General features: G+C 74.0%; 18 protein-coding genes. 13 read left to right on the forward strand and 5 right to left on the reverse strand.

What is annotated here, in order from left to right; translation table 11 throughout:
• Positions 1 to 121 precede the first annotated feature (121 nt).
• Both ACFYNX_RS01345 and ACFYNX_RS01350 read left to right on the forward strand, forming a co-directional pair.
• Positions 122 to 1,513, forward strand: a complete 1,392-nt coding sequence (locus ACFYNX_RS01345) for a DUF6777 domain-containing protein (protein WP_388656360.1) — start codon at positions 122 to 124, stop codon at positions 1,511 to 1,513.
• Between the two features lie 95 nt (positions 1,514 to 1,608).
• Positions 1,609 to 2,112, forward strand: coding sequence for an FBP domain-containing protein (locus ACFYNX_RS01350; RefSeq protein ID WP_388656363.1), 504 nt, complete (start codon positions 1,609 to 1,611; stop codon positions 2,110 to 2,112).
• A gap of 43 nt (positions 2,113 to 2,155) precedes the next feature.
• On the opposite strand, the gene ACFYNX_RS01355 is transcribed toward ACFYNX_RS01350, so the two are convergent.
• Positions 2,156 to 3,337 carry an acyl-CoA dehydrogenase family protein gene (locus ACFYNX_RS01355; protein WP_381403347.1) on the reverse strand — a complete coding sequence of 394 codons (1,182 nt, stop codon included), beginning with the start codon at positions 3,335 to 3,337 and terminating at the stop codon, positions 2,156 to 2,158.
• Between the two features lie 198 nt (positions 3,338 to 3,535).
• On the opposite strand from ACFYNX_RS01355, the gene ACFYNX_RS01360 reads away from it, so the two are divergent.
• The 8 genes from ACFYNX_RS01360 to ACFYNX_RS01395 all read left to right on the forward strand — a co-directional run bounded on the left by ACFYNX_RS01360 (position 3,536) and on the right by ACFYNX_RS01395 (position 11,277).
• Complete coding sequence (locus ACFYNX_RS01360; RefSeq protein WP_388656366.1) at positions 3,536 to 4,741, forward strand: CaiB/BaiF CoA transferase family protein; 1,206 nt, start codon at positions 3,536 to 3,538, stop codon at positions 4,739 to 4,741.
• Between the two features lie 111 nt (positions 4,742 to 4,852).
• On the forward strand, positions 4,853 to 5,524 hold the full coding sequence (locus tag ACFYNX_RS01365) for a GntR family transcriptional regulator (protein WP_388656369.1): 672 nt from the start codon (positions 4,853 to 4,855) through the stop codon (positions 5,522 to 5,524).
• 53 nt (positions 5,525 to 5,577) lie between these two features.
• Positions 5,578 to 6,153 (forward strand): 3'-5' exonuclease, encoded by a 576-nt coding sequence (locus tag ACFYNX_RS01370; protein ID WP_365540680.1) that lies wholly within the window; start codon positions 5,578 to 5,580, stop codon positions 6,151 to 6,153.
• Positions 6,154 to 6,218: 65 nt separating this feature from the next.
• On the forward strand, positions 6,219 to 6,317 hold the full coding sequence (locus tag ACFYNX_RS01375) for a putative leader peptide (RefSeq protein WP_365540679.1): 99 nt from the start codon (positions 6,219 to 6,221) through the stop codon (positions 6,315 to 6,317).
• A gap of 176 nt (positions 6,318 to 6,493) precedes the next feature.
• On the forward strand, positions 6,494 to 7,633 hold the full coding sequence (locus ACFYNX_RS01380) for an LLM class flavin-dependent oxidoreductase (RefSeq protein WP_388656373.1): 1,140 nt from the start codon (positions 6,494 to 6,496) through the stop codon (positions 7,631 to 7,633).
• Positions 7,634 to 7,757: 124 nt separating this feature from the next.
• Positions 7,758 to 8,351, forward strand: coding sequence for a TetR/AcrR family transcriptional regulator (locus tag ACFYNX_RS01385; RefSeq protein WP_388656376.1), 594 nt, complete (start codon positions 7,758 to 7,760; stop codon positions 8,349 to 8,351).
• A 121-nt stretch (positions 8,352 to 8,472) separates the two neighbouring features.
• A complete protein-coding gene (locus tag ACFYNX_RS01390; RefSeq protein WP_388656379.1) occupies positions 8,473 to 10,536 on the forward strand; it encodes a discoidin domain-containing protein in 2,064 nt (687 codons plus the stop codon).
• A 141-nt stretch (positions 10,537 to 10,677) separates the two neighbouring features.
• The gene (locus ACFYNX_RS01395) at positions 10,678 to 11,277 is read left to right on the forward strand and encodes a CBS domain-containing protein (RefSeq protein WP_388656382.1); all 600 of its coding nucleotides are present in this window, start codon (positions 10,678 to 10,680) and stop codon (positions 11,275 to 11,277) included.
• Positions 11,278 to 11,311: 34 nt separating this feature from the next.
• Here the strand turns inward: ACFYNX_RS01395 and ACFYNX_RS01400 are convergent, their stop codons facing one another.
• Positions 11,312 to 11,611 carry a DUF1876 domain-containing protein gene (locus ACFYNX_RS01400; RefSeq protein WP_365540671.1) on the reverse strand — a complete coding sequence of 100 codons (300 nt, stop codon included), beginning with the start codon at positions 11,609 to 11,611 and terminating at the stop codon, positions 11,312 to 11,314.
• Positions 11,612 to 11,797: 186 nt separating this feature from the next.
• Here ACFYNX_RS01400 and ACFYNX_RS01405 point away from each other — a divergent pair, with 186 nt between their 5' ends.
• From ACFYNX_RS01405 to ACFYNX_RS01415, 3 genes are all read left to right on the forward strand, one after another.
• Positions 11,798 to 12,160: a DUF952 domain-containing protein gene (locus ACFYNX_RS01405; protein WP_125664608.1), complete on the forward strand. Its 363-nt coding sequence runs from the start codon at positions 11,798 to 11,800 to the stop codon at positions 12,158 to 12,160.
• 256 nt (positions 12,161 to 12,416) lie between these two features.
• Positions 12,417 to 14,606: a catalase/peroxidase HPI gene (gene katG, locus ACFYNX_RS01410; protein WP_365540667.1), complete on the forward strand. Its 2,190-nt coding sequence runs from the start codon at positions 12,417 to 12,419 to the stop codon at positions 14,604 to 14,606.
• A 135-nt stretch (positions 14,607 to 14,741) separates the two neighbouring features.
• Positions 14,742 to 15,182 carry an ATP-binding protein gene (locus ACFYNX_RS01415; protein ID WP_365540665.1) on the forward strand — a complete coding sequence of 147 codons (441 nt, stop codon included), beginning with the start codon at positions 14,742 to 14,744 and terminating at the stop codon, positions 15,180 to 15,182.
• A gap of 94 nt (positions 15,183 to 15,276) precedes the next feature.
• Here ACFYNX_RS01415 and ACFYNX_RS01420 read toward each other — a convergent pair whose 3' ends face one another.
• The 3 genes from ACFYNX_RS01420 to ACFYNX_RS01430 all read right to left on the reverse strand — a co-directional run bounded on the left by ACFYNX_RS01420 (position 15,277) and on the right by ACFYNX_RS01430 (position 17,275).
• The gene (locus tag ACFYNX_RS01420) at positions 15,277 to 15,483 is read right to left on the reverse strand and encodes a hypothetical protein (protein WP_125664614.1); all 207 of its coding nucleotides are present in this window, start codon (positions 15,481 to 15,483) and stop codon (positions 15,277 to 15,279) included.
• Positions 15,484 to 15,566: 83 nt separating this feature from the next.
• Positions 15,567 to 16,742, reverse strand: coding sequence for a spore photoproduct lyase family protein (locus ACFYNX_RS01425; RefSeq protein WP_388656387.1), 1,176 nt, complete (start codon positions 16,740 to 16,742; stop codon positions 15,567 to 15,569).
• Positions 16,743 to 16,792: 50 nt separating this feature from the next.
• Positions 16,793 to 17,275: an MSMEG_6728 family protein gene (locus ACFYNX_RS01430; protein ID WP_365540661.1), complete on the reverse strand. Its 483-nt coding sequence runs from the start codon at positions 17,273 to 17,275 to the stop codon at positions 16,793 to 16,795.
• Positions 17,276 to 17,284: the final 9 nt, after the last annotated feature.

The following is a 17,284-nucleotide window of genomic DNA, read 5'->3' on the forward strand; positions in this document are numbered from 1 at the left end:
GTGCCTCCGGGTGGGGCCGGGGCCGCGGGGTCGTGGTCACGGGACCGGGCCGGGGCCTGGTCGCAGGGTGTCGCGGGATCGGGTGCCTCCGCTTGCGGGCGGGCACCGGTCGGCGCACACAATGGGCCCGGAACGGAAGAAAGGGAAAAACGTGACTTCCCACCCGCCGTCCGGCCCTCCGTCCGGTCCGCCGTCGGTCCCCCCGACAGGTCCCCCCTCGGGCCCCCTCTCGGGCCCGAGCACCCGCCCGAACGCCGCCGGCCCCCCGCCGCCGACCGGACCGCCCTCCGGCGGCTCCGGGGGTTCCGGCGGTTCGGGCGGCTCCGGTGGCGGCCCGGACGGCGGGGGCTCGTCCCGCTATCCCGGTGACGGCGGCAAGGGCGGCGGCCCGTGGTGGCGTTCCGTCCCGAAGGTCGCCTCGATCACCGCCGTGCTCGTGGCGGCCGTCGCCCTGATCGTCGTGCTCACCAGTCGCTCCGGCGACGACGGCGGCGGCACGACGAACGCCGGCGGCGGGGAGGTCTTCCTGCAGAGCGCCTCCTCGACCGGACCGGACCCGTTCACCCGGTCGACGGCCCGCTCCACCGACTCCGCCCCGCCGCCCTCGCTGCCGCCCCGCACCGGTTCCGCGGAAGCCGCCACGCCCCGGGTCTCGGGCGCCGCGCCCGGCCTCTACGGCGGGACGAAGTCGGTGGCGAGCTGCGACGTGGAGCGGCAGGTGCGCTACCTCTCCGGCGAGCCCGCGAAGAACGCGGCCTTCGCCTCGGTCCTGCGCGTCTCGGCGAACGAGGTGCCCGGCTACCTGCGCTCCCTCACCCCGCTCCAGCTCCGGGCCGACACCCGGGTGACGAACCACGGCTTCAAGGACGGCTCCGCCACCGCGTACCAGGCGGTCCTCCAGTCCGGCACGGCGGTCCTGGTCGACGACCGGGGCGTGCCGCGAGTGCGCTGCGCCTGCGGCAACCCGCTCACCGAACCGGTCCCGCAGAAGAACCCCCGGACGACGGGCACTCCCTGGCAGGGCTACGACGCCGACCAGGTGGTCGCCGTCGCGCCCGCCCCGGCGGTCGTGAACACCTTCGTGGTGTACGACCCCGAGGACGGCGGCTGGTTCGCGCGGAAGCACGGCGACACCGGCGACCGGGACGAGCCGACCTCGCCGCCGACCTCGACGTCCCCGGCACCGTGTCCGCCGGGCGCGTCGCCCTGCCCCTCCGACGGCACCTCCCCCGGCCCGTCGACGTCCTCGCCGGACACGCCGTCCGACTCGTCCGCGCCCCCGGACTCGTCCCCGCCGCCGGACTCCTCGCCCCGGCCCGACTCCCCCCGGCCGGACTCGCCCCGACCCGACTCCTCGGCGCCGCCCGAGCCGCCGGCCCCGCCCGACTCCTCGGCCCCGAACTCGGGTCCGGCACCGGACGGCCCGGCCGACACGCCGGCGGACCCGAACACGAGCGGCTCGGTGGGCTCCCCGGCTTCGCCTCCCGCCCCGGCTCCCGCCCCCTCGGCCTAGGCCGGGGGGAGGAAGGCCTGCCCCACGGGGCCGTCCCCGTGGGGCGCCGCCTTATTCGGATGCCCGTCCGGAACGACACGTGTACGGTCCACCGGGTGGAACCGCTGACCGACAAACAGATCCGCTCGTCCTTCGTGAACTGCACCAAGGGCGAGGCGTCCCGGCTCAAGCTGCCGCTCGACTTCGCCGAGCTCCCCTGGGACGACCTGGACTTCCTCGGCTGGGTCGACCCGGGCGCGCCGCTGCGCGCGCACCTGGTCGTCCCGCACGAGGACGGGCCGCTCGGGGTGTCCCTGCGGGTCCCGGCCGCCGGCCGGACCAGCGCCGTGAGGTCGAGCATGTGCCAGATCTGCCTGACCGGGCACGCCTCCTCGGGCGTGACGCTCCTCGTGGCGCCGCTCGCCGGGAGCCGCGGCCGCGACGGGAACACGGTCGGGATCTACCTCTGCGCCGACCTCGCCTGCTCCCTCTACGTCCGGGGCAAGCGGCAGCCGAAGCTGCGCGGCCGGCGCCAGGAGGAGTCCCTCACCCTCGACGAGCAGATCGCCCGTACGACGGCCAACCTCGACGCCTTCGTCCGGCGGGTCACGGCGGGCTGAGGGCCCGCCGCGGCCGGGCGGGCGGGACGGCTCGGCGGACGGCTCAGCGGAACGCCTGCTCGCCGGTGAGCGCCTTGCCGATGACCAGGGAGTGGACCTCGCTCGTGCCCTCGTAGGTGAGCACCGACTCCAGGTTGTTGGCGTGGCGCAGGACCGGGTACTCCAGGGTGATGCCGTTGGCGCCCAGGATCGTGCGGCACTCGCGGGCGATCGCGATCGCCTCGCGCACGTTGTTCAGCTTGCCGACGCTGACCTGTTCGGGGGTGAGCGCGCCCGCGTCCTTCAGGCGGCCCAGGTGGAGGGCGAGGAGCATGCCCTTGCCGAGCTCGACGGACATGTCCGCGAGCTTCTGCTGCGTCAACTGGTACGAGGCGAGGGAACGGGCGAAGACGGTGCGGTCCCGGGCGTAGGAGATCGCCGTCTCCAGGCAGTCGCGGGCGGCGCCGAGCGCGCCGAAGACGATGCCGAAGCGGGCCTCGTTGAGGCAGCCGAGCGGGCCGGAGAGGCCGCGGGCCTCCGGCAGCATCGCGTCGGCCGGGAGCCGTACGTCCTCCAGGACCAGTTCGCTGGTGACGCTCGCCCGCAGCGACAGCTTCATCCTGATCTCGGGGGCGCTGAAGCCGGGGGTGCCGGCCGGGACGAGGAAGCCGCGGACGCCGTCCTCGGTGCGGGCCCAGACGACGGCCACGTCGGCGACGGAGCCGTTGGTGATCCACATCTTGGTGCCGTTGAGCACCCAGTCGGAGCCGTCCCGCTTGGCGTTGGTCCGCATGGCGCCGGGGTCCGAACCGGCGTCCGGCTCGGTGAGGCCGAAGCAGCCGATGTACTCGCCCGCCGCCATCTTCGGCAGCCACCGCTGCTTCTGCTCCTCCGAGCCGTACTTCCAGATCGCGTACATGGCGAGGGAGCCCTGCACGGAGACGAGGGAGCGCAGTCCCGAGTCGACGGCCTCCAGCTCCAGACAGGCCAGGCCGTACGCGACGGAGTTGGTGCCCGCGCAGCCGTAGCCCTCCAGGTGCATGCCGAGCACGCCGGTCCCGCCGAGGGTGCGGGCGAGCTCGCGGGCGGGGATCTCGCCCTTCTCGAACCAGCCGGCGACGTGCGGCCGCAGCTCGCGGTCGGCGACGGCCCGCACGGTGCGCCGGATCTCGCGCTCCTCGTCGGTCAGGAGTCCGTCGACGGCGAGCAGGTCGAAGGGGTGGACGGGGGTGGACGACGACTTCACGGACGGCCTCCTGGCGGTGGGCGACTGGCGACGACTCGGCGTGCCGAAGCGTAGCCGGACATCGGATATTGGATCCAGTATTGAAAATCCGCCGCCCCGGCCCTACGGTCCGGTGGACTGGATCCAATATCCGAATCCGATGCAGGGGATCCGATGCACTGGATCCGATGTCCGGCCGCCGATCCCGAGGAGAGCGGAATGCGCGCAGACCAGCCGGCCCCGTCCGACACCGCGCCCGGCGCCCCGCCCGACGCCGCGCCCGGAGCCCTCTCCGGGATCGTCGTCGCGGACTTCGGCCGGGTCCTCGCCGGTCCGTACATGACGATGCTCCTCGCCGACCTGGGCGCGGACGTGATCAAGATCGAGCGGCCGGGGACCGGCGACGACACGCGCGCGTGGGGGCCGCCGTTCGCGGGCGGGGAGGCCACGTACTTCCTCGGGGTGAACCGGAACAAGCGCTCCGTGTCGCTCGATCTGACGGATCCAGGGGACCTGGCGGCGGCGCGCGCGATCGTGGACCGGGCGGACGTCCTGGTGGAGAACTTCCGTCCCGGCACGATGGAGAAGCTGGGCCTCGGTCACGAGGACGTGCGGGCGACGAACCCGGGGCTCGTCTACTGCTCGGTGACCGGTTTCGGGACCGCGGAGGGCGCCCGGCTCCCGGGGTACGACCTGCTCGTCCAGGCCATGGGCGGTCTGATGAGCGTGACGGGCGAGCCGGACGGTCCGGGGACGAAGACGGGGGTCGCCCTGGTCGACGTCGTCACCGGTCTGCACGCGGGGATGGGCGTGCTCGCCGCGCTCCGGCACCGGGAGCGCACCGGCGAGGGCCAGCGCGTGGAGGTCTCGCTGCTCGGCTCCCTGCTCTCCGCGCTCACCAACCAGGCCGCCGCGTACCTGGGGGCGGGGGTCGTGCCGCGCGCGATGGGGAACCGGCACCCGAGCATCACCCCGTACGAGGTGTTCGAGGCGGAGGACCGGCCGCTGGTCCTGGCGGTGGGCAACGACCGGCAGTTCCGGACGCTGTGCGAGCGGCTCGGCCTGCCGGAGCTGGCCGGGGACGGGCGCTTCGCGACCAACGCGGCCCGGGTGGCCCACCGGGAGGAGTTGGCGGCGGCCCTCGCCGGGCCGCTCGAAAGCCGTACCGCCGACGCCTGGTGCGAGGAGCTGACGGCGGCCGGCGTGCCCTGCGGGCCCATCAACGACCTGGCGGCCGCCTTCGACCTGGCCGACCGACTGGGGCTCGCCCCGCGCGTCCCCGAGTCCGCGGCCGGCCCCGGCCAGGTCGCCCATCCGATCCGGCTCGGCGCCACCCCGCCCTCCTACCGGGTCGCTCCCCCGCGCCTGGGCGAGCACACGGACGCCGTGCTCGGCGCGGAGGGACGGACCACGGGCGCGCCCTGACCCGGGGGAAGATCCGGGGGATCCGTAGGAAGATGGTCACCGCCGGAGGAGCCGTCCGCCGACGGGGCGCTCCCCCGGAGCGGCGGCACGAGGAACGGAAGGTCACAGGGGATGAGCAGCGCGGTGCAGAAGCGGCGGCCGCAGACCGCCCAGCAGTTCGTCCTGGAGGAACTGCGGCGCGCCATCACCACCGGGGAGCTGAAGCCGGGCGACCAGATCCGCCAGGACGCCCTCGCAGCGCGGTTCGAGGTGAGCCGGGTGCCGCTGCGCGAGGCCCTCAAGGCCCTGGAGGCCGAGGGCCTGGTGGTCCATCACATACACAGGGGCTACTTCGTCGCGGAGCTCTCGCTCGGCGACCTGGAGGAGATCTACCGGATCCGGGAGCTCCTGGAGACGGAGGCGGTCCGCCTGGCCGCGGTGCGGATGCCGGAGGGCACGGTCGGCGCGCTCGAAGGGATCCAGCGCGAGGTGGAGCGGGCCGCGGCCGACGGGGACGTGCCCGCGATGGCGGCGGCGAACCGGCTCTTCCACTTCACCCTGATCGAGGCGTCCGGGATGCCGCGCCTGGTACGTCTCATCGCGACCCTGTGGGACGCCACCGACGCGTACCGCTCGCTGTACTACGCGGACGCCCCGCACCGGAAGCTGGCCGTGCGGGAGCACCGGGCCGTGATCTCCGCGCTCCGGCACGGCGACGAGGAGGCCGCCGTCCGCTGGCTCGACGAGCACCGGGCGCACGCGGTGGCGGCCCTGCGCGAGGTCCTGGGGCGGGACGCGGACTGAACCCCCGGAAAAACCGGGTGTCGTTGGTGGCGGCGCGCCCTACGCTCGTCCGCATGGAACACGGGGGCCTGGTCAACGTCGTCGACGTCGAGGCGACCTGCTGGGAGGGCGAGCGCCCGCCCGGCGCGGTGAGCGAGATCATCGAGATCGGGCTGACCGTGGTCGACCTGGAGGCGCGGGAGCGGGTCTCCAGGCACCGGATCCTGGTGCGTCCGGCCCGCTCGCGGGTCAGCGCGTTCTGCACCGAACTGACCGGCCTCACCCAGGCCGAGGTCGACACGGGTCTGGACTTCGCCGCCGCCTGCCGGCTCCTCGCCACCACGTACGGGGCGGGGAGGCGGCCCTGGGCGAGCTGGGGCGAGTACGACCGCAAGCAGTTCACCCACCAGTGCCGGGCCACCGGCACGCAGTACCCCTTCGGGCGGCGCCACACCAACGCGAAGGCGGTCTTCACCGAGGCGTACGGGCTCGCCCGGCGTCCCGGCATGGCGCAGGCCCTGGAGGTCGCGGGGCTGCCCCTGGAGGGGCGCCACCACCGGGGCGAGGACGACGCGTGGAACATCGCCGCCCTGGTGCTGCGGATCGCCGACCGGGGCGCCTGGCCGGAGGACCGGGGTCCCGGCCACTGAGACCTGGCGGTCCGCATGACGGACGAGACTTGTGAGCGGAGCGTTCGCGCGGCGAGGATGCGCCCATGAACCCCGCCCTCGTCTCCCGTCGCCACGTGGATCTTCTGCGTGTCGCGGGGATGCTGTGTCGGGTCGACCGCCGTTGCCGCGCGGCCCGTCGCTGAGCCCTTCCCGGCTCTCCTCGCTCCCTTCGCGCCCCCGGCGGACCTCCCCCGTCGGCCGGTTCCGCCGCGTTCGACGCCCCGGGCCCCGGACTCCCGTTCCTCCGGCCGCCTTTCCCGTGCCCGGCGGGCGTCCCGTACGTCCGTCCCCGCCCGCACTTCCTCCGAGGTACGCCCGCATGTCCTCTTCCGCCGCCCCCGTACTGCACTGGTTCCTGCCCACCGGCGGTGACGGCCGCGATCCCGGCGGGGTCACCGCCGTCCAGGGCCGCACCGCCGCCGCGACCCGCCGCGGCGCCGACCTCGGCTATCTGGCACAGGTCGCCCGTGCGGCCGAACAGGCCGGTTTCGCCAAGCTGCTGACGCCCGTGGGGCTCGGCTGCGTGGACCCGTGGGTGCTGACCCCGGCGGTCGCGGCGGTGACGGAGCGGATCGGCTTCCTGGTGGCGTTCCGGGCCGGTCTCGCCCAGCCGACGCTGATCGCCCAGCAGGCCGACACCTTCCGGCGCCTCTTCGGCGACCGGATCGCGCTGAACGTGGTCACCGGCGGCGACCCGGTCGAGCAGCGGGCGTACGGCGACCACCTGCCGAAGGGCGAGCGGTACGTCAGGACCGGCGAGCTCATGGAGGTGGTGCGGGCGCTGCTCGACGGCGGCGCCGTCGACCTGGCGGGCCGTCACGTCCGGGTGGAGGACGCCCGGTTGCACGACCCTTCCGTGGAGGCGCCCGTGCCCCTCTACTTCGGCGGCGCGTCGCCGGAGGCCGAGGAGATCGCCGCCCGCCACGCCGAGGTGCAGTTGCTGTGGGGCGAGCCCCCGGCCGCCGTCGCCGAGCGCGTCGCCCGGGTGCGGGAGAAGGCCGCGCGGGCCGGGCGCACTTTGCGCTTCGGGATCCGCCTCCACGTCATCACCCGTGACACCGCCGCCGAGGCCTGGCGGGAGGCCGACCGGATCCTGGCCGGGTTCGACCCGGAGGCGGTCCGCGCCTCGCAGGAGCGGTTCGCCCGGATGGACTCGACCGGGCAGGCCCGGATGACCGCGCTGCACGGCGGTTCCGCCGAGAACCTGACCGTCTCCCCCAACCTGTGGGCGGGCATCGGACTCGTCCGCGAGGGCGCGGGCACGACCCTGGTCGGCTCGCACGACGAGGTGGCGCGGCGGCTCTTCGAGTACGGGCGGGCCGGCATCGACGAGTTCGTCCTGTCCGGCTACCCGCACCTCGAAGAGGCCTACCGGGTCGGCGAGGAGGTCGCGCCGCGGCTGCGGGCGCTCGTGGAGGCTGCGGCGGACGGGGCGGCCCGCGCGGGGGCGGCGGCCTGAGACCCGGCGGAGACGACGGGGACCCGGCGGGGGCGGCGGCCCGGGACCCGGTGCAAAGCGCGGGCCGGGCCGATCGCGGCGCCGGGGGCTGCGGTTACCCTGGCGCCGGACGCGAGGAGGAACCATGGCGCGGATGTCTTCGGCCGAACGGCGCAGGCAGTTGGTCGAGGCGGCGATCAGGGCGATGACCAGGGACGGGGTCGCCAGGACCACCACCCGGTCGATCTGCGCCGAGGCGGGGGTGTCGCTGAGCGTCTTCCACTACTGCTTCGCGTCCAAGCAGGCGCTCCTCGAAGCCGCGATCGAGACGATCACCGACAACTACGTGGCGCGCGTGATGTCGGCGGTGGAGCCGGGTGCCACCCTGCGCGAGACCGTCCGGGGCGCGCTCCGCACGTACTGGGACCACGTCACCGCCCACCCCCGCGAGCACATGCTGACGTACGACCTGACCCAGTACGCGCTGCGCGAGCCGGGGTTCGAGCACCTGGCGCGGGCCCAGTACGCGCAGTACGTGGCGTCGGCGGCCGACCTGGTCGAGCGGGTGGCCGCGGTGCGGGGGATCGCGCCGAAGACGCCGGTGGAGGTGGTCGCGCGGTACCTGGCGGCGGCGATCGACGGCCTCACCCTCCAGTTCCTCGTCCTCGGCGACGAGCACACGGCGGACGGCCACCTCGACCTGATGGCCGATCAACTCGTGTCCCTGATGGAGGGTTGAGGCGTACGCGCCCGCTCCCGGCCGCGAGTAGGTCATCCGTCCCGGACTCTTGACTCGGTCCTCCGGCACCGCGATCCTCGGCACGCCCGGTACTTCCCCACCGACCGGAGGCTCGCTGACCATGACCCGAACCCTCTCGCGCGGGAGGGGCGGCGGATCCGCCCTCCTGGCGCTCGTCCTCGCCCTGGCCGCCGTCCTCTTCGGCTCCGCCCCGGTCCCCGCGGCCGCGGGCGGCTCGTGGTGGGAGCCCGTGTCCCGTCCCGCCGCCGACTCGCAGATCAACGTCACGGGCGCGCCGTTCACCGGCACGGACGCCCGGGGGAAGGTGCGCGGGTTCGTCGACGCGCACAACCACCTGATGTCCGACGAGGGCTTCGGCGGGCGGCTCATCTGCGGCCGGACGTTCTCCGAGGCAGGAGCGGCCGACGCGCTCAAGGACTGCCCCGAGCACTACCCCGACGGCTCCGGCGCGCTGTTCGAGAACATCACGGGCGGCGCCGACGGCCACCACGACCCGGTCGGCTGGCCCACGTTCGAGGACTGGCCGGCCCACGACTCGCTCACCCACCAGCAGAACTACTACGCCTGGGTCGAGCGCGCCTGGCGCGGCGGACAGCGCGTCCTCGTCGACGACCTGGTGACCAACGGCCTGATCTGCTCGATCCTGCCCCGCGACCGGAGCTGCGACGAGATGGACTCGATCCGGCTCCAGGCCCGCAGGACGTACGAGCTCCAGGCCTACGTCGACCGGATGTACGGCGGGCCCGGCAAGGGCTGGTTCCGGATCGTCACCGACGCCGCGCAGGCCCGCTCGGTGGTCGAGCAGGGCAAGCTCGCGGTCGTCCTCGGCGTGGAGACCTCGGAGCCGTTCGGCTGCAAGCAGATCCTCGACGTGGCCCAGTGCGACAAGGCGGACATCGACCGCGGCCTCGACGAGCTGTACGGCCTCGGGGTGCGCAGCATGTTCCTGTGCCACAAGTTCGACAACGCGCTGTGCGGCGTCCGCTTCGACGAGGGGGCCATCGGCACGGCGGTCAACATCGGCCAGTTCCTGTCGACCGGCACCTTCTGGGCCACCGAGAAGTGTGCGGGACCCCAGCACGACAACCCGATCGGTCTGGCGGCGGCCCCGGTGATGGCGTCGAAGCTGCCGCCGGGGGTGAGCGTCCCCTCGTACGCCTCCGACGCCAAGTGCAACACCCGCGGCCTGACCCGGCTCGGCGAGTACGCCCTGCGGGGCATGATCGACCGCGGGATGATGCTGGAGCTCGACCACATGAGCGTCAAGGCCGCGGGCCGGGCGCTGGACGTCCTGGAGTCCGAGGAGTACCCGGGCGTCCTCTCCAGCCACAGTTGGATGGACCTCGACTGGACCGAACGGCTCTACCGCCTGGGCGGTTTCGTCGCCCAGTACATGCACGGCGCGGAGGGCTTCGTCGGCGAGGCGGGACAGAAGGCCGCGCTCCGCGCGAAGTACGGGGTCGGGCTCGGCTACGGCACCGACATGAACGGCGTCGGCGGCTGGCCCGGCCCGGTCGGCACCGGCGCGCCGAACGCCGTGACGTACCCCTTCCGCAGCGTCGACGGCGGCGCGGTGCTCGACCGCCAGGTCACCGGGCAGCGCGTCTGGGACCTCAACACCGACGGCGCCGCGCACAACGGCATGGTCCCCGACTGGATCGAGCAGATCCGGCTGACCGACGGCGGGCAGGGCGTCGTGAACGAACTGGCGGGCGGCGCCGAGTCGTACCTGACGACGTGGCGGGCGACCGAGGCGCACGAGCCGGGGGTGAACCTGGCGGCGGGTGCGCCCGCGTCGGCCAGCTCCTCGGAGTGGAACCCGTTCACGAGCTACGCGCCGGGCCGGGCCGTCGACGGCGACACGGGCACCCGCTGGGCCAGTGGCTGGTCGGACGACCAGTGGCTGCGGGTGGACCTCGAGTCGGTCCGCCCGGTCGGGCGGGTCGTCCTCGACTGGGAGCACGCGTACGCGAGCGGCTACCGGATCGAGCTGTCGGAGAACGGCACGGACTGGCGGACGGTCTGGTCCACGACCGCCGGGGACGGCGGGTACGACACGGCGGAGTTCCCGTCGCAGGCGGCCCGTTACGTACGGGTGCACGGCGAACGACGGGCCACGAAGTGGGGGTACTCGCTCCACGAGGTGGCGGTCCACCGGTCCTGAGGGGCACGAGGACCCCCGTACGGGTGGGGCCGGCCGGACCGGAAGGCGGTCCGGCCGGCCCTCCGTCCCCCACCCCTCGTTCCGAGAGGTCCCCCGGTGCGGGATCATGGAATCCGGAACGCAGAAGGGACGGAACGGACGATGAGGCACCGCAGTGTCGCGGACCTGATGACGCCCACCGCGGTCGCGGTGCAGCGCGGGACGCCGTTCAAGGAGATCGCGCGGCTCCTCGACGAGTACGGCATCACCGCGGTCCCGGTGGTGGACGACGAGAACCGGCCGGTGGGCGTCGTCTCCGAGGCCGACCTGCTGCGGCGGCACACGGCGAAGGACGGGCCGAGCACGGCGGAGGCCATGATGTCGAGCCCGGTCGTCACGGCCCGGCCGTCGTGGACGGCGGTCGAGGCGGCCCGGCGGATGGAGCGGCACCGGGTGAAGCGGCTGCCGGTCGTGGACGCGGAGGGGCGGCTGATCGGGGTGCTGAGCCGGAGCGACCTGCTCCAGTTGTTCCTGCGCCGGGACCGTTCCATCCAGGAGGAGATCCGCGAGGACGTGGTCGTCCGGATCCTGCGCCTCTCCCCCTCCGCCGTGCACATCGACGTCGACGAGGGCCGGGTGACGCTGAGCGGCACGCTGGAGCGGCCGGGAATCGGCCCGATCCTGGTCCGTCTGTGCGAGACGGTGGACGGGGTGGTGGAGGTCGTGGACAGACTGGCGTACGAGGAGGGGGGCGGGGCCTGAGGGCTCCCGCCCCCCCGGTAGCGGGCGTCGTCCGTCAGGAGACCGCCTCCGGCCAGCCGTACCCGGGGCCGGTGTGCCGCGGCACGGTCCCGGCGCCCACCGCCTCCATCTCGCGGTCGGCCTCCCGCATCAGCTTGCCGGCCAGGTCCTTCATCGCCCGGCTCGCGGCGAGCTCGTCGCCGATCGCCGGCACGTCCGTGTCCGCCGGGTTGCGGTGGGCGGAGCCGTGGCCCGTGAGCGTGGAGGTCCCGGTGTTCAGCCGGGCCTCGGCCCGGGTCGTACCGCCGTCCTCGACCAGCTCCAGACCGACCTTCCACTCCAGAGTGCGGGTCATGTCTGCCTCCTCGCGCCGTCGGGCCGTGGCCGTACGGGCCGGCGCGCGGCCCCTTCCGTTGTTTCCAGGATCCCACCGGCGGGAGCGGGGGCGCGCGGGGACGGTTCTCGTCCCCCGGCTTCCGTTCCCCGCCTGCCACCGGTCCCGGCGCCCCGCCTGCCCCGCCCCGGCCGGTATAACCGGAGCATGATCTATCACGTCGTCCCGCTCGCCGAATGGTCCGCCCGTCCGGAGCGGCCCTACGCGCCCGCGTCCCTGGCCGAGGAGGGTTTCGTCCACTGCGCGCCCGACGAGGCGACCGCGCTCGCCGTCGTCAACGCCTTCTACCGCGCCTCCCCCAGGCCCCTCCTGGCGCTCGTCCTCGACGAGGGCCGGCTGTCGGCCCGGACGGAGTGGGAGGCGGCCGTCCCCGCCCCGCCGCCGGGGGTCCCCGGCGGAACCCTCTTCCCGCACGTGTGCGGGCCGCTCGACCGCGAGGCCGTCGAACGGGTCCTGGAGATCACCTGGGACGGGGACGGACGGGCCACGGGAACGACGCCGCGGGAGTGACGGGGACGTCCTGGTTCCCGGCGGGCGCCCTCCGCCCCTCCACGGCCACCGCTCCGGTGTGATGACGTGTAAAGCGCGGGTGCCCTGCGTGTTCCCCCGGCCGCGCGGCCGGTGTGCGCGAGCATACGGACGCCGACACAAGCTCCCCCACCCCGTGGGTCCGGTCGGGCGGTTCCGGCCGGCGGCGCCGCGGCGCGTGACGGGCGCGGGTCGCGGTGCTCGGCGCAAGAACACCGACACAGGAGGAAGGACGGACGTGTCCGGCAGCGAAAGCGAGAACCCGGCGATCCCCGCCCCCACCCCGGCGCCGACCCGGCCCCGGACCAACCGGGACTGGTGGCCCAACCAACTGGACCTCCAGGTCCTCCACCAGCACTCGCCCCTGGCCAACCCGATGGGCGAGGACTTCGACTACGCGGCGGAGTTCGCGACCCTGGACCTCGACGCGCTGAAGCGGGACGTCTTCGAGGTGATGACGGCCTCGCAGGACTGGTGGCCCGCCGACTACGGCCACTACGGGCCGCTCTTCATCCGGATGAGCTGGCACGCCGCCGGGACGTACCGCACCGCCGACGGCCGGGGCGGCGGCGGCTCCGGCGCCCAGCGCTTCGCGCCCCTCAACAGTTGGCCGGACAACGCGAGCCTCGACAAGGCACGCAGGCTGCTCTGGCCGGTCAAGCAGAAGTACGGCCGGAAGATCTCCTGGGCCGACCTCCTCGTCTTCGCCGGCAACTGCGCCATGGAGTCCATGGGGTTCGAGACGTTCGGCTTCGCCTTCGGGCGGAAGGACGTCTGGGAGCCGGAGGAGATCTTCTGGGGTCCCGAGGACACCTGGCTCGGGGACGAGCGCTACAGCGGCGACCGGGAGCTCACCGGTCCGTTCGGCGCCGTGCAGATGGGCCTGATCTACGTCAATCCGGAGGGCCCCAACGGGAACCCCGACCCGCTGGCCGCCGCCCGGGACATCCGGGAGACGTTCGGCCGCATGGCGATGAACGACGAGGAGACGGCGGCGCTCATCGTCGGCGGCCACACGTTCGGCAAGTGCCACGGCGCGGTCGACCCCTCGTACATCGGCCCGGAGCCCGAGGCCGCCCCCTTCGAGCAGCAGGCCCTCGGCTGGCGGAACACGTACGGCACCGGCGTGGGCGGCGACGCGCTCACCAGCGGTCTGGAGGGCGCCTGGACCTCCCGGCCGACGAGGTGGGACAACGGCTACCTGGACAACCTGTACGGGTACGAGTGGGAGCTGACGACGAGCCCGGCCGGCGCGAAGCAGTGGACGCCCACGGACCCGTCGGCGAAGGACACCGTGCCCGACGCCCACGACCCGTCGAAGAAGCACGCCCCGATGATGCTGACGACGGACCTCGCGCTGAAGGTGGACCCGGTCTACGGGCCGATCACGAAGCGCTTCCACGAGAACCCGGACCAGCTCGCGGAGGCCTTCGCCAAGGCCTGGTACAAGCTGCTGCACCGTGACATGGGGCCCCTCTCGCGCTACCTGGGGCCCTGGATCCCCGAGCCGCAGCTCTGGCAGGACCCCGTGCCCGCGGTCGACCACGAGCTGGTCTCGGACGAGGACGTCGCCTCGCTCAAGCGCGAGATCCTCGACTCGGGCCTGTCCCTCCCCCGGCTCGTCACCACCGCGTGGGCGTCGGCGGCGAGCTTCCGCGGCACCGACAAGCGCGGCGGGGCCAACGGGGCCCGGATCCGGCTCGCCCCGCAGAAGGACTGGGCGGTCAACGCGCTGCCCGAGGTGACCGGGACCGTGGAGGCCCTGGAGGAGATCCGGCGGGAGTTCGACGACGCGCAGGGCGGGAGGAAGCGGATCTCGCTCGCCGACCTGATCGTCCTGGGCGGCTGCGCGGCCGTCGAGCAGGCCGCGCGGAACGCCGGACACGACGTCACGGTCCCGTTCGCGCCGGGGCGCACGGACGCCTCGCAGGAGCAGACGGACGTGGAGGCGTTCGCCGTGCTCGAACCCAAGGCGGACGGGTTCCGCAACTACCTCCAGGCGGGCGAGAAGCTGTCGCCGGAGACCCTCCTCCTGGACCGTGCCAACATGCTGACGCTGACCGCGCCCGAGATGACGGCGCTCGTCGGCGGTATGCGGGTCCTGGACACCGGCTTCGCGGGGGCCCCGCACGGCCGCTTCACCCACCGGCCCGAGGCGCTGACCACCGACTTCTTCGTCAACCTGCTCGACATGGGCACGGAGTGGAAGACGTCGGCCACGGAGGAGAACGTCTTCGAGGGCCGCGATCGCGCCACGGGCGAGCTCAGGTGGACGGCCACCCCCGTGGACCTCGTCTTCGGCGCGCACTCCCAGCTCCGCGCCCTCGCGGAGGTCTACGCCTCCCAGGACGCGGGCGAGAAGTTCGTGCGCGACTTCGTGGCCGCCTGGGACAAGGTGATGAACCTCGACCGGTTCGACCTCGCCTGAGCCCACCGGCCCGTTCCGGCCCCCGGGCGGCCGGAACGGGCCCGGGCCGTGGGACCCGCCGTGTCTGCCGGGGCGATTGCCGGGTATCCGGGTCCCGTACGGACGACGTGGGCGGCCCTCGAAGGAGTGAAGAGCGTGACGGTCAAGGCGATGGGGTGGGCGCACTCGTTCCCCGTGTCCGGTGGTGTGCAGGCCGGTCGGCAGTGGACACGGCGGCACCTCGCCGCCCTGCCGTGGACGGCCCGGGAGCCGGAGACGGTGGACTCCGTCGTCCTGGCCGTCTCCGAGCTGCTCACCAACGCCCACCTCCACGCGCACAGCGACGCGCAGCTCGTGCTCACCTGGGACGGCGACTGCCTCCACATCAGCGTCCACGACGAGGACCCGACGCTGCCCCGTCCCCGCGAGGCGGACGAGGGCGCGCTGTCGGGGCGGGGCGTGAACATCGTGCGGGCGCTCGCCGACGAGTGGAGCATGCGCTGCCAGCGGCACGGCAAGACGGTCACGGCGTGCTTCCGGCCGACCCTTCCCCTGGACGACGACGACGCCCCGGCCGCCGACGGCACCGGCCGGTAGGCCGCCGAGGGCCCTGACCGGCAGGACGGTCGGGCGGGCGGCCCCCGTGGGGTGCTGCTCGCCCGACCGTCCTGCGCCGGTCAGGGCTTGCCGGTCAGGGCTTGTTGGCGAGGGCCCCGAGGTACTGGTTCATCTGCTTCAGCCGCGCGTCCACACGGGCCTCCCGCTCGGACATGGTCCTCAGCTCGTCGCGGACCGCGAGCAGGGCCAGGACCACGGCCTTCGCGGCGGGGTCGGACACGTCCTCCAGGGCCGCCCGGGCCTCGTCCGCCGCCGGGCCGGGTCGGGATGCCTCTGCCATGGCTGCGCCTCCTGTCCGGCCGACCGTCGGCCGTTCTCGTACGTGTGCCCCGAAATACCCCGTCCGCTCCTGTCCGGTCGCGGTCAGAAGGCGTACCGCACCCGCAGCCACGGGGCGCGCGCGTCGATCAGGCGGCGCAGGGCCTCGACGGCGGACGCCTTGGTCCCCGTGCGGTAGCGCACGTTCCGGGCGCCGTTCTCGGAGCGTTTGGGCTGCTGGAGGTCCGGGCGCCACAGGACCTCCTCGGCACGGGGGTGCCAGCCGAGGTTGACCTCGTGCAGGTCCTGGTTGTGCGTGAGCATGATGACCTCCGCCGCGGCCTGGGCCTTCACGCTCCCGGGGAGCACGTCGTCCATGGCGCGGAGCAGCTCGTCCCACCCCTGCTCCCAGCCGGGACGGATCACCACCGGGGAGAGGTTGAAGTGCACCTCGTACCCGGCCTCCAGGAAGTCGGCCGCGGCCGCGAGGCGGTCGGGGACCGGGCTCGTCCGGATGTCGAGGAGCCTGGAGTCGTCCGGCGGCATCACGGAGAAGCGGATCCGCGTACGGCCCCGCGGGTCGAGCCGCAGCAGGTCGGGGTTGACGAACTTGGTGGCGAAGGACGCCTTGGCGGTGGGCCACCGGCGGAAGGCCCGGACCAGATCGGCGGTGTTGTCGCTGATCAGGTCGTCGACCGAGCAGTCGCCGTTCTCCCCGATGTCGTACACCCAGGCCAGGTCGTCGCACTGGTTGGGCTCCCGTTTGGGCCCGGTGGCGGCGATGTGCCGGCCCAGGGCGGCGAGGACGCGGTCCACGTTGGTGAAGACGGTGACGGGGTTGGCGAAGCCCTTGCGGCGCGGGACGTAGCAGTACGCGCAGGCCATGGCGCAGCCGTTGGAGAGGCCGGGGGCGATCCAGTCGGCGGAGCGGCCGTTGGGCCGGACGCCGAAGGACTTCCGCTCCCCGAGGACCAGGGTGTCGCGCTTGGTCCGCACCCAGCGCTCCACGTTTCCGGCGTTGCCGTGCAGGTGCGGGACGCGCCAGTGGGACTCCGTCTCGACGAGCCGGGCGTCCGGGTACCGGGCGATGATCTGCCGGCCCCGCCAGGAGTCCGCGGCGGCGGGCTCGGCGTGGATCTCCGCCACGTCGAGCAGCCTCCGCGCCTCGGCTCCGTCGCGGAAGGCGCGGGCGCCCGCGTCTTCCGCCGGGGTGCCCATGAGCTCACCCATGTCGAACAGGCCCTCGGCCCCGTCCCCCGGTCCTCCGGAACGCCGTCGCATGGTCACCCAGTGTACGGGCCGGGGCCCCACCGGGGGGGTGCGCGGCGGGGTCAGGAGGGGTCGGGCCCGCCGCCCCGGTCCGACGACGGCCAGACGTAGGGGAGGTCGTCGGGGACTCCGGGGAAGAGGTCGCGGTAGAGCTCGGGGGCCTTGCGCAGCAGCGCGGAACGGTGGCTGCGGTGGAACGCGGGGTCGCCGAGCCAGGGCGGCAGCTCGCCGGCCGCCGCGAGTTCGTCCTGGTCCCTCACCCCTTCCCCGGGGTTCAGGGCGAGGTAGTCGCGCGTCAGCGTGGCGGCGCAGGTGTCGGAGCGCCCCTCGGCCGTCCAGACCCCGCAGACCTCCAGGCCGTAGCGCACCAGGGCCTCCTCGTATCCGGCCCACATGCGCACCGCGGGGTGCCGGCGCCAGCCGTATCCGGGGACGGTGAGTCCCCGGAGGACCTGGAGGGCCTCGACGCGCTGCTTGCCCAGCCGCCGCGGGTCGAGCGCGGCGGCCGAGTCGGCGAACCCGGCGTACGGGAGGAAGGTCTGCACGGAGTGGCC

The organism is Streptomyces sp. NPDC007872, assembly GCF_042868165.1.
In the GTDB taxonomy this organism is placed as follows: Bacteria; Actinomycetota; Actinomycetes; order Streptomycetales; family Streptomycetaceae; genus Streptomyces.

Bases quoted from the DNA above. Each gene is read 5' to 3' on its own strand.
- ACFYNX_RS01345 (WP_388656360.1), top strand. From the start codon at position 122: ATGGGCCCGGAACGGAAGAAAGGGAAAAACGTGACTTCCCACCCGCCG.
- ACFYNX_RS01425 (WP_388656387.1), bottom strand. From the start codon at position 16,742: ATGCGACGGCGTTCCGGAGGACCGGGGGACGGGGCCGAGGGCCTGTTC.
- ACFYNX_RS01385 (WP_388656376.1), top strand. From the start codon at position 7,758: ATGGCGCGGATGTCTTCGGCCGAACGGCGCAGGCAGTTGGTCGAGGCG.
- ACFYNX_RS01370 (WP_365540680.1), top strand. From the start codon at position 5,578: ATGGAACACGGGGGCCTGGTCAACGTCGTCGACGTCGAGGCGACCTGC.
- ACFYNX_RS01380 (WP_388656373.1), top strand. From the start codon at position 6,494: ATGTCCTCTTCCGCCGCCCCCGTACTGCACTGGTTCCTGCCCACCGGC.
- ACFYNX_RS01405 (WP_125664608.1), top strand. From the start codon at position 11,798: ATGATCTATCACGTCGTCCCGCTCGCCGAATGGTCCGCCCGTCCGGAG.
- ACFYNX_RS01365 (WP_388656369.1), top strand. From the start codon at position 4,853: ATGAGCAGCGCGGTGCAGAAGCGGCGGCCGCAGACCGCCCAGCAGTTC.
- ACFYNX_RS01395 (WP_388656382.1), top strand. From the start codon at position 10,678: ATGAGGCACCGCAGTGTCGCGGACCTGATGACGCCCACCGCGGTCGCG.
- ACFYNX_RS01390 (WP_388656379.1), top strand. From the start codon at position 8,473: ATGACCCGAACCCTCTCGCGCGGGAGGGGCGGCGGATCCGCCCTCCTG.
- ACFYNX_RS01400 (WP_365540671.1), bottom strand. From the start codon at position 11,611: ATGACCCGCACTCTGGAGTGGAAGGTCGGTCTGGAGCTGGTCGAGGAC.
- ACFYNX_RS01360 (WP_388656366.1), top strand. From the start codon at position 3,536: ATGCGCGCAGACCAGCCGGCCCCGTCCGACACCGCGCCCGGCGCCCCG.
- ACFYNX_RS01375 (WP_365540679.1), top strand. From the start codon at position 6,219: ATGAACCCCGCCCTCGTCTCCCGTCGCCACGTGGATCTTCTGCGTGTC.
- ACFYNX_RS01420 (WP_125664614.1), bottom strand. From the start codon at position 15,483: ATGGCAGAGGCATCCCGACCCGGCCCGGCGGCGGACGAGGCCCGGGCG.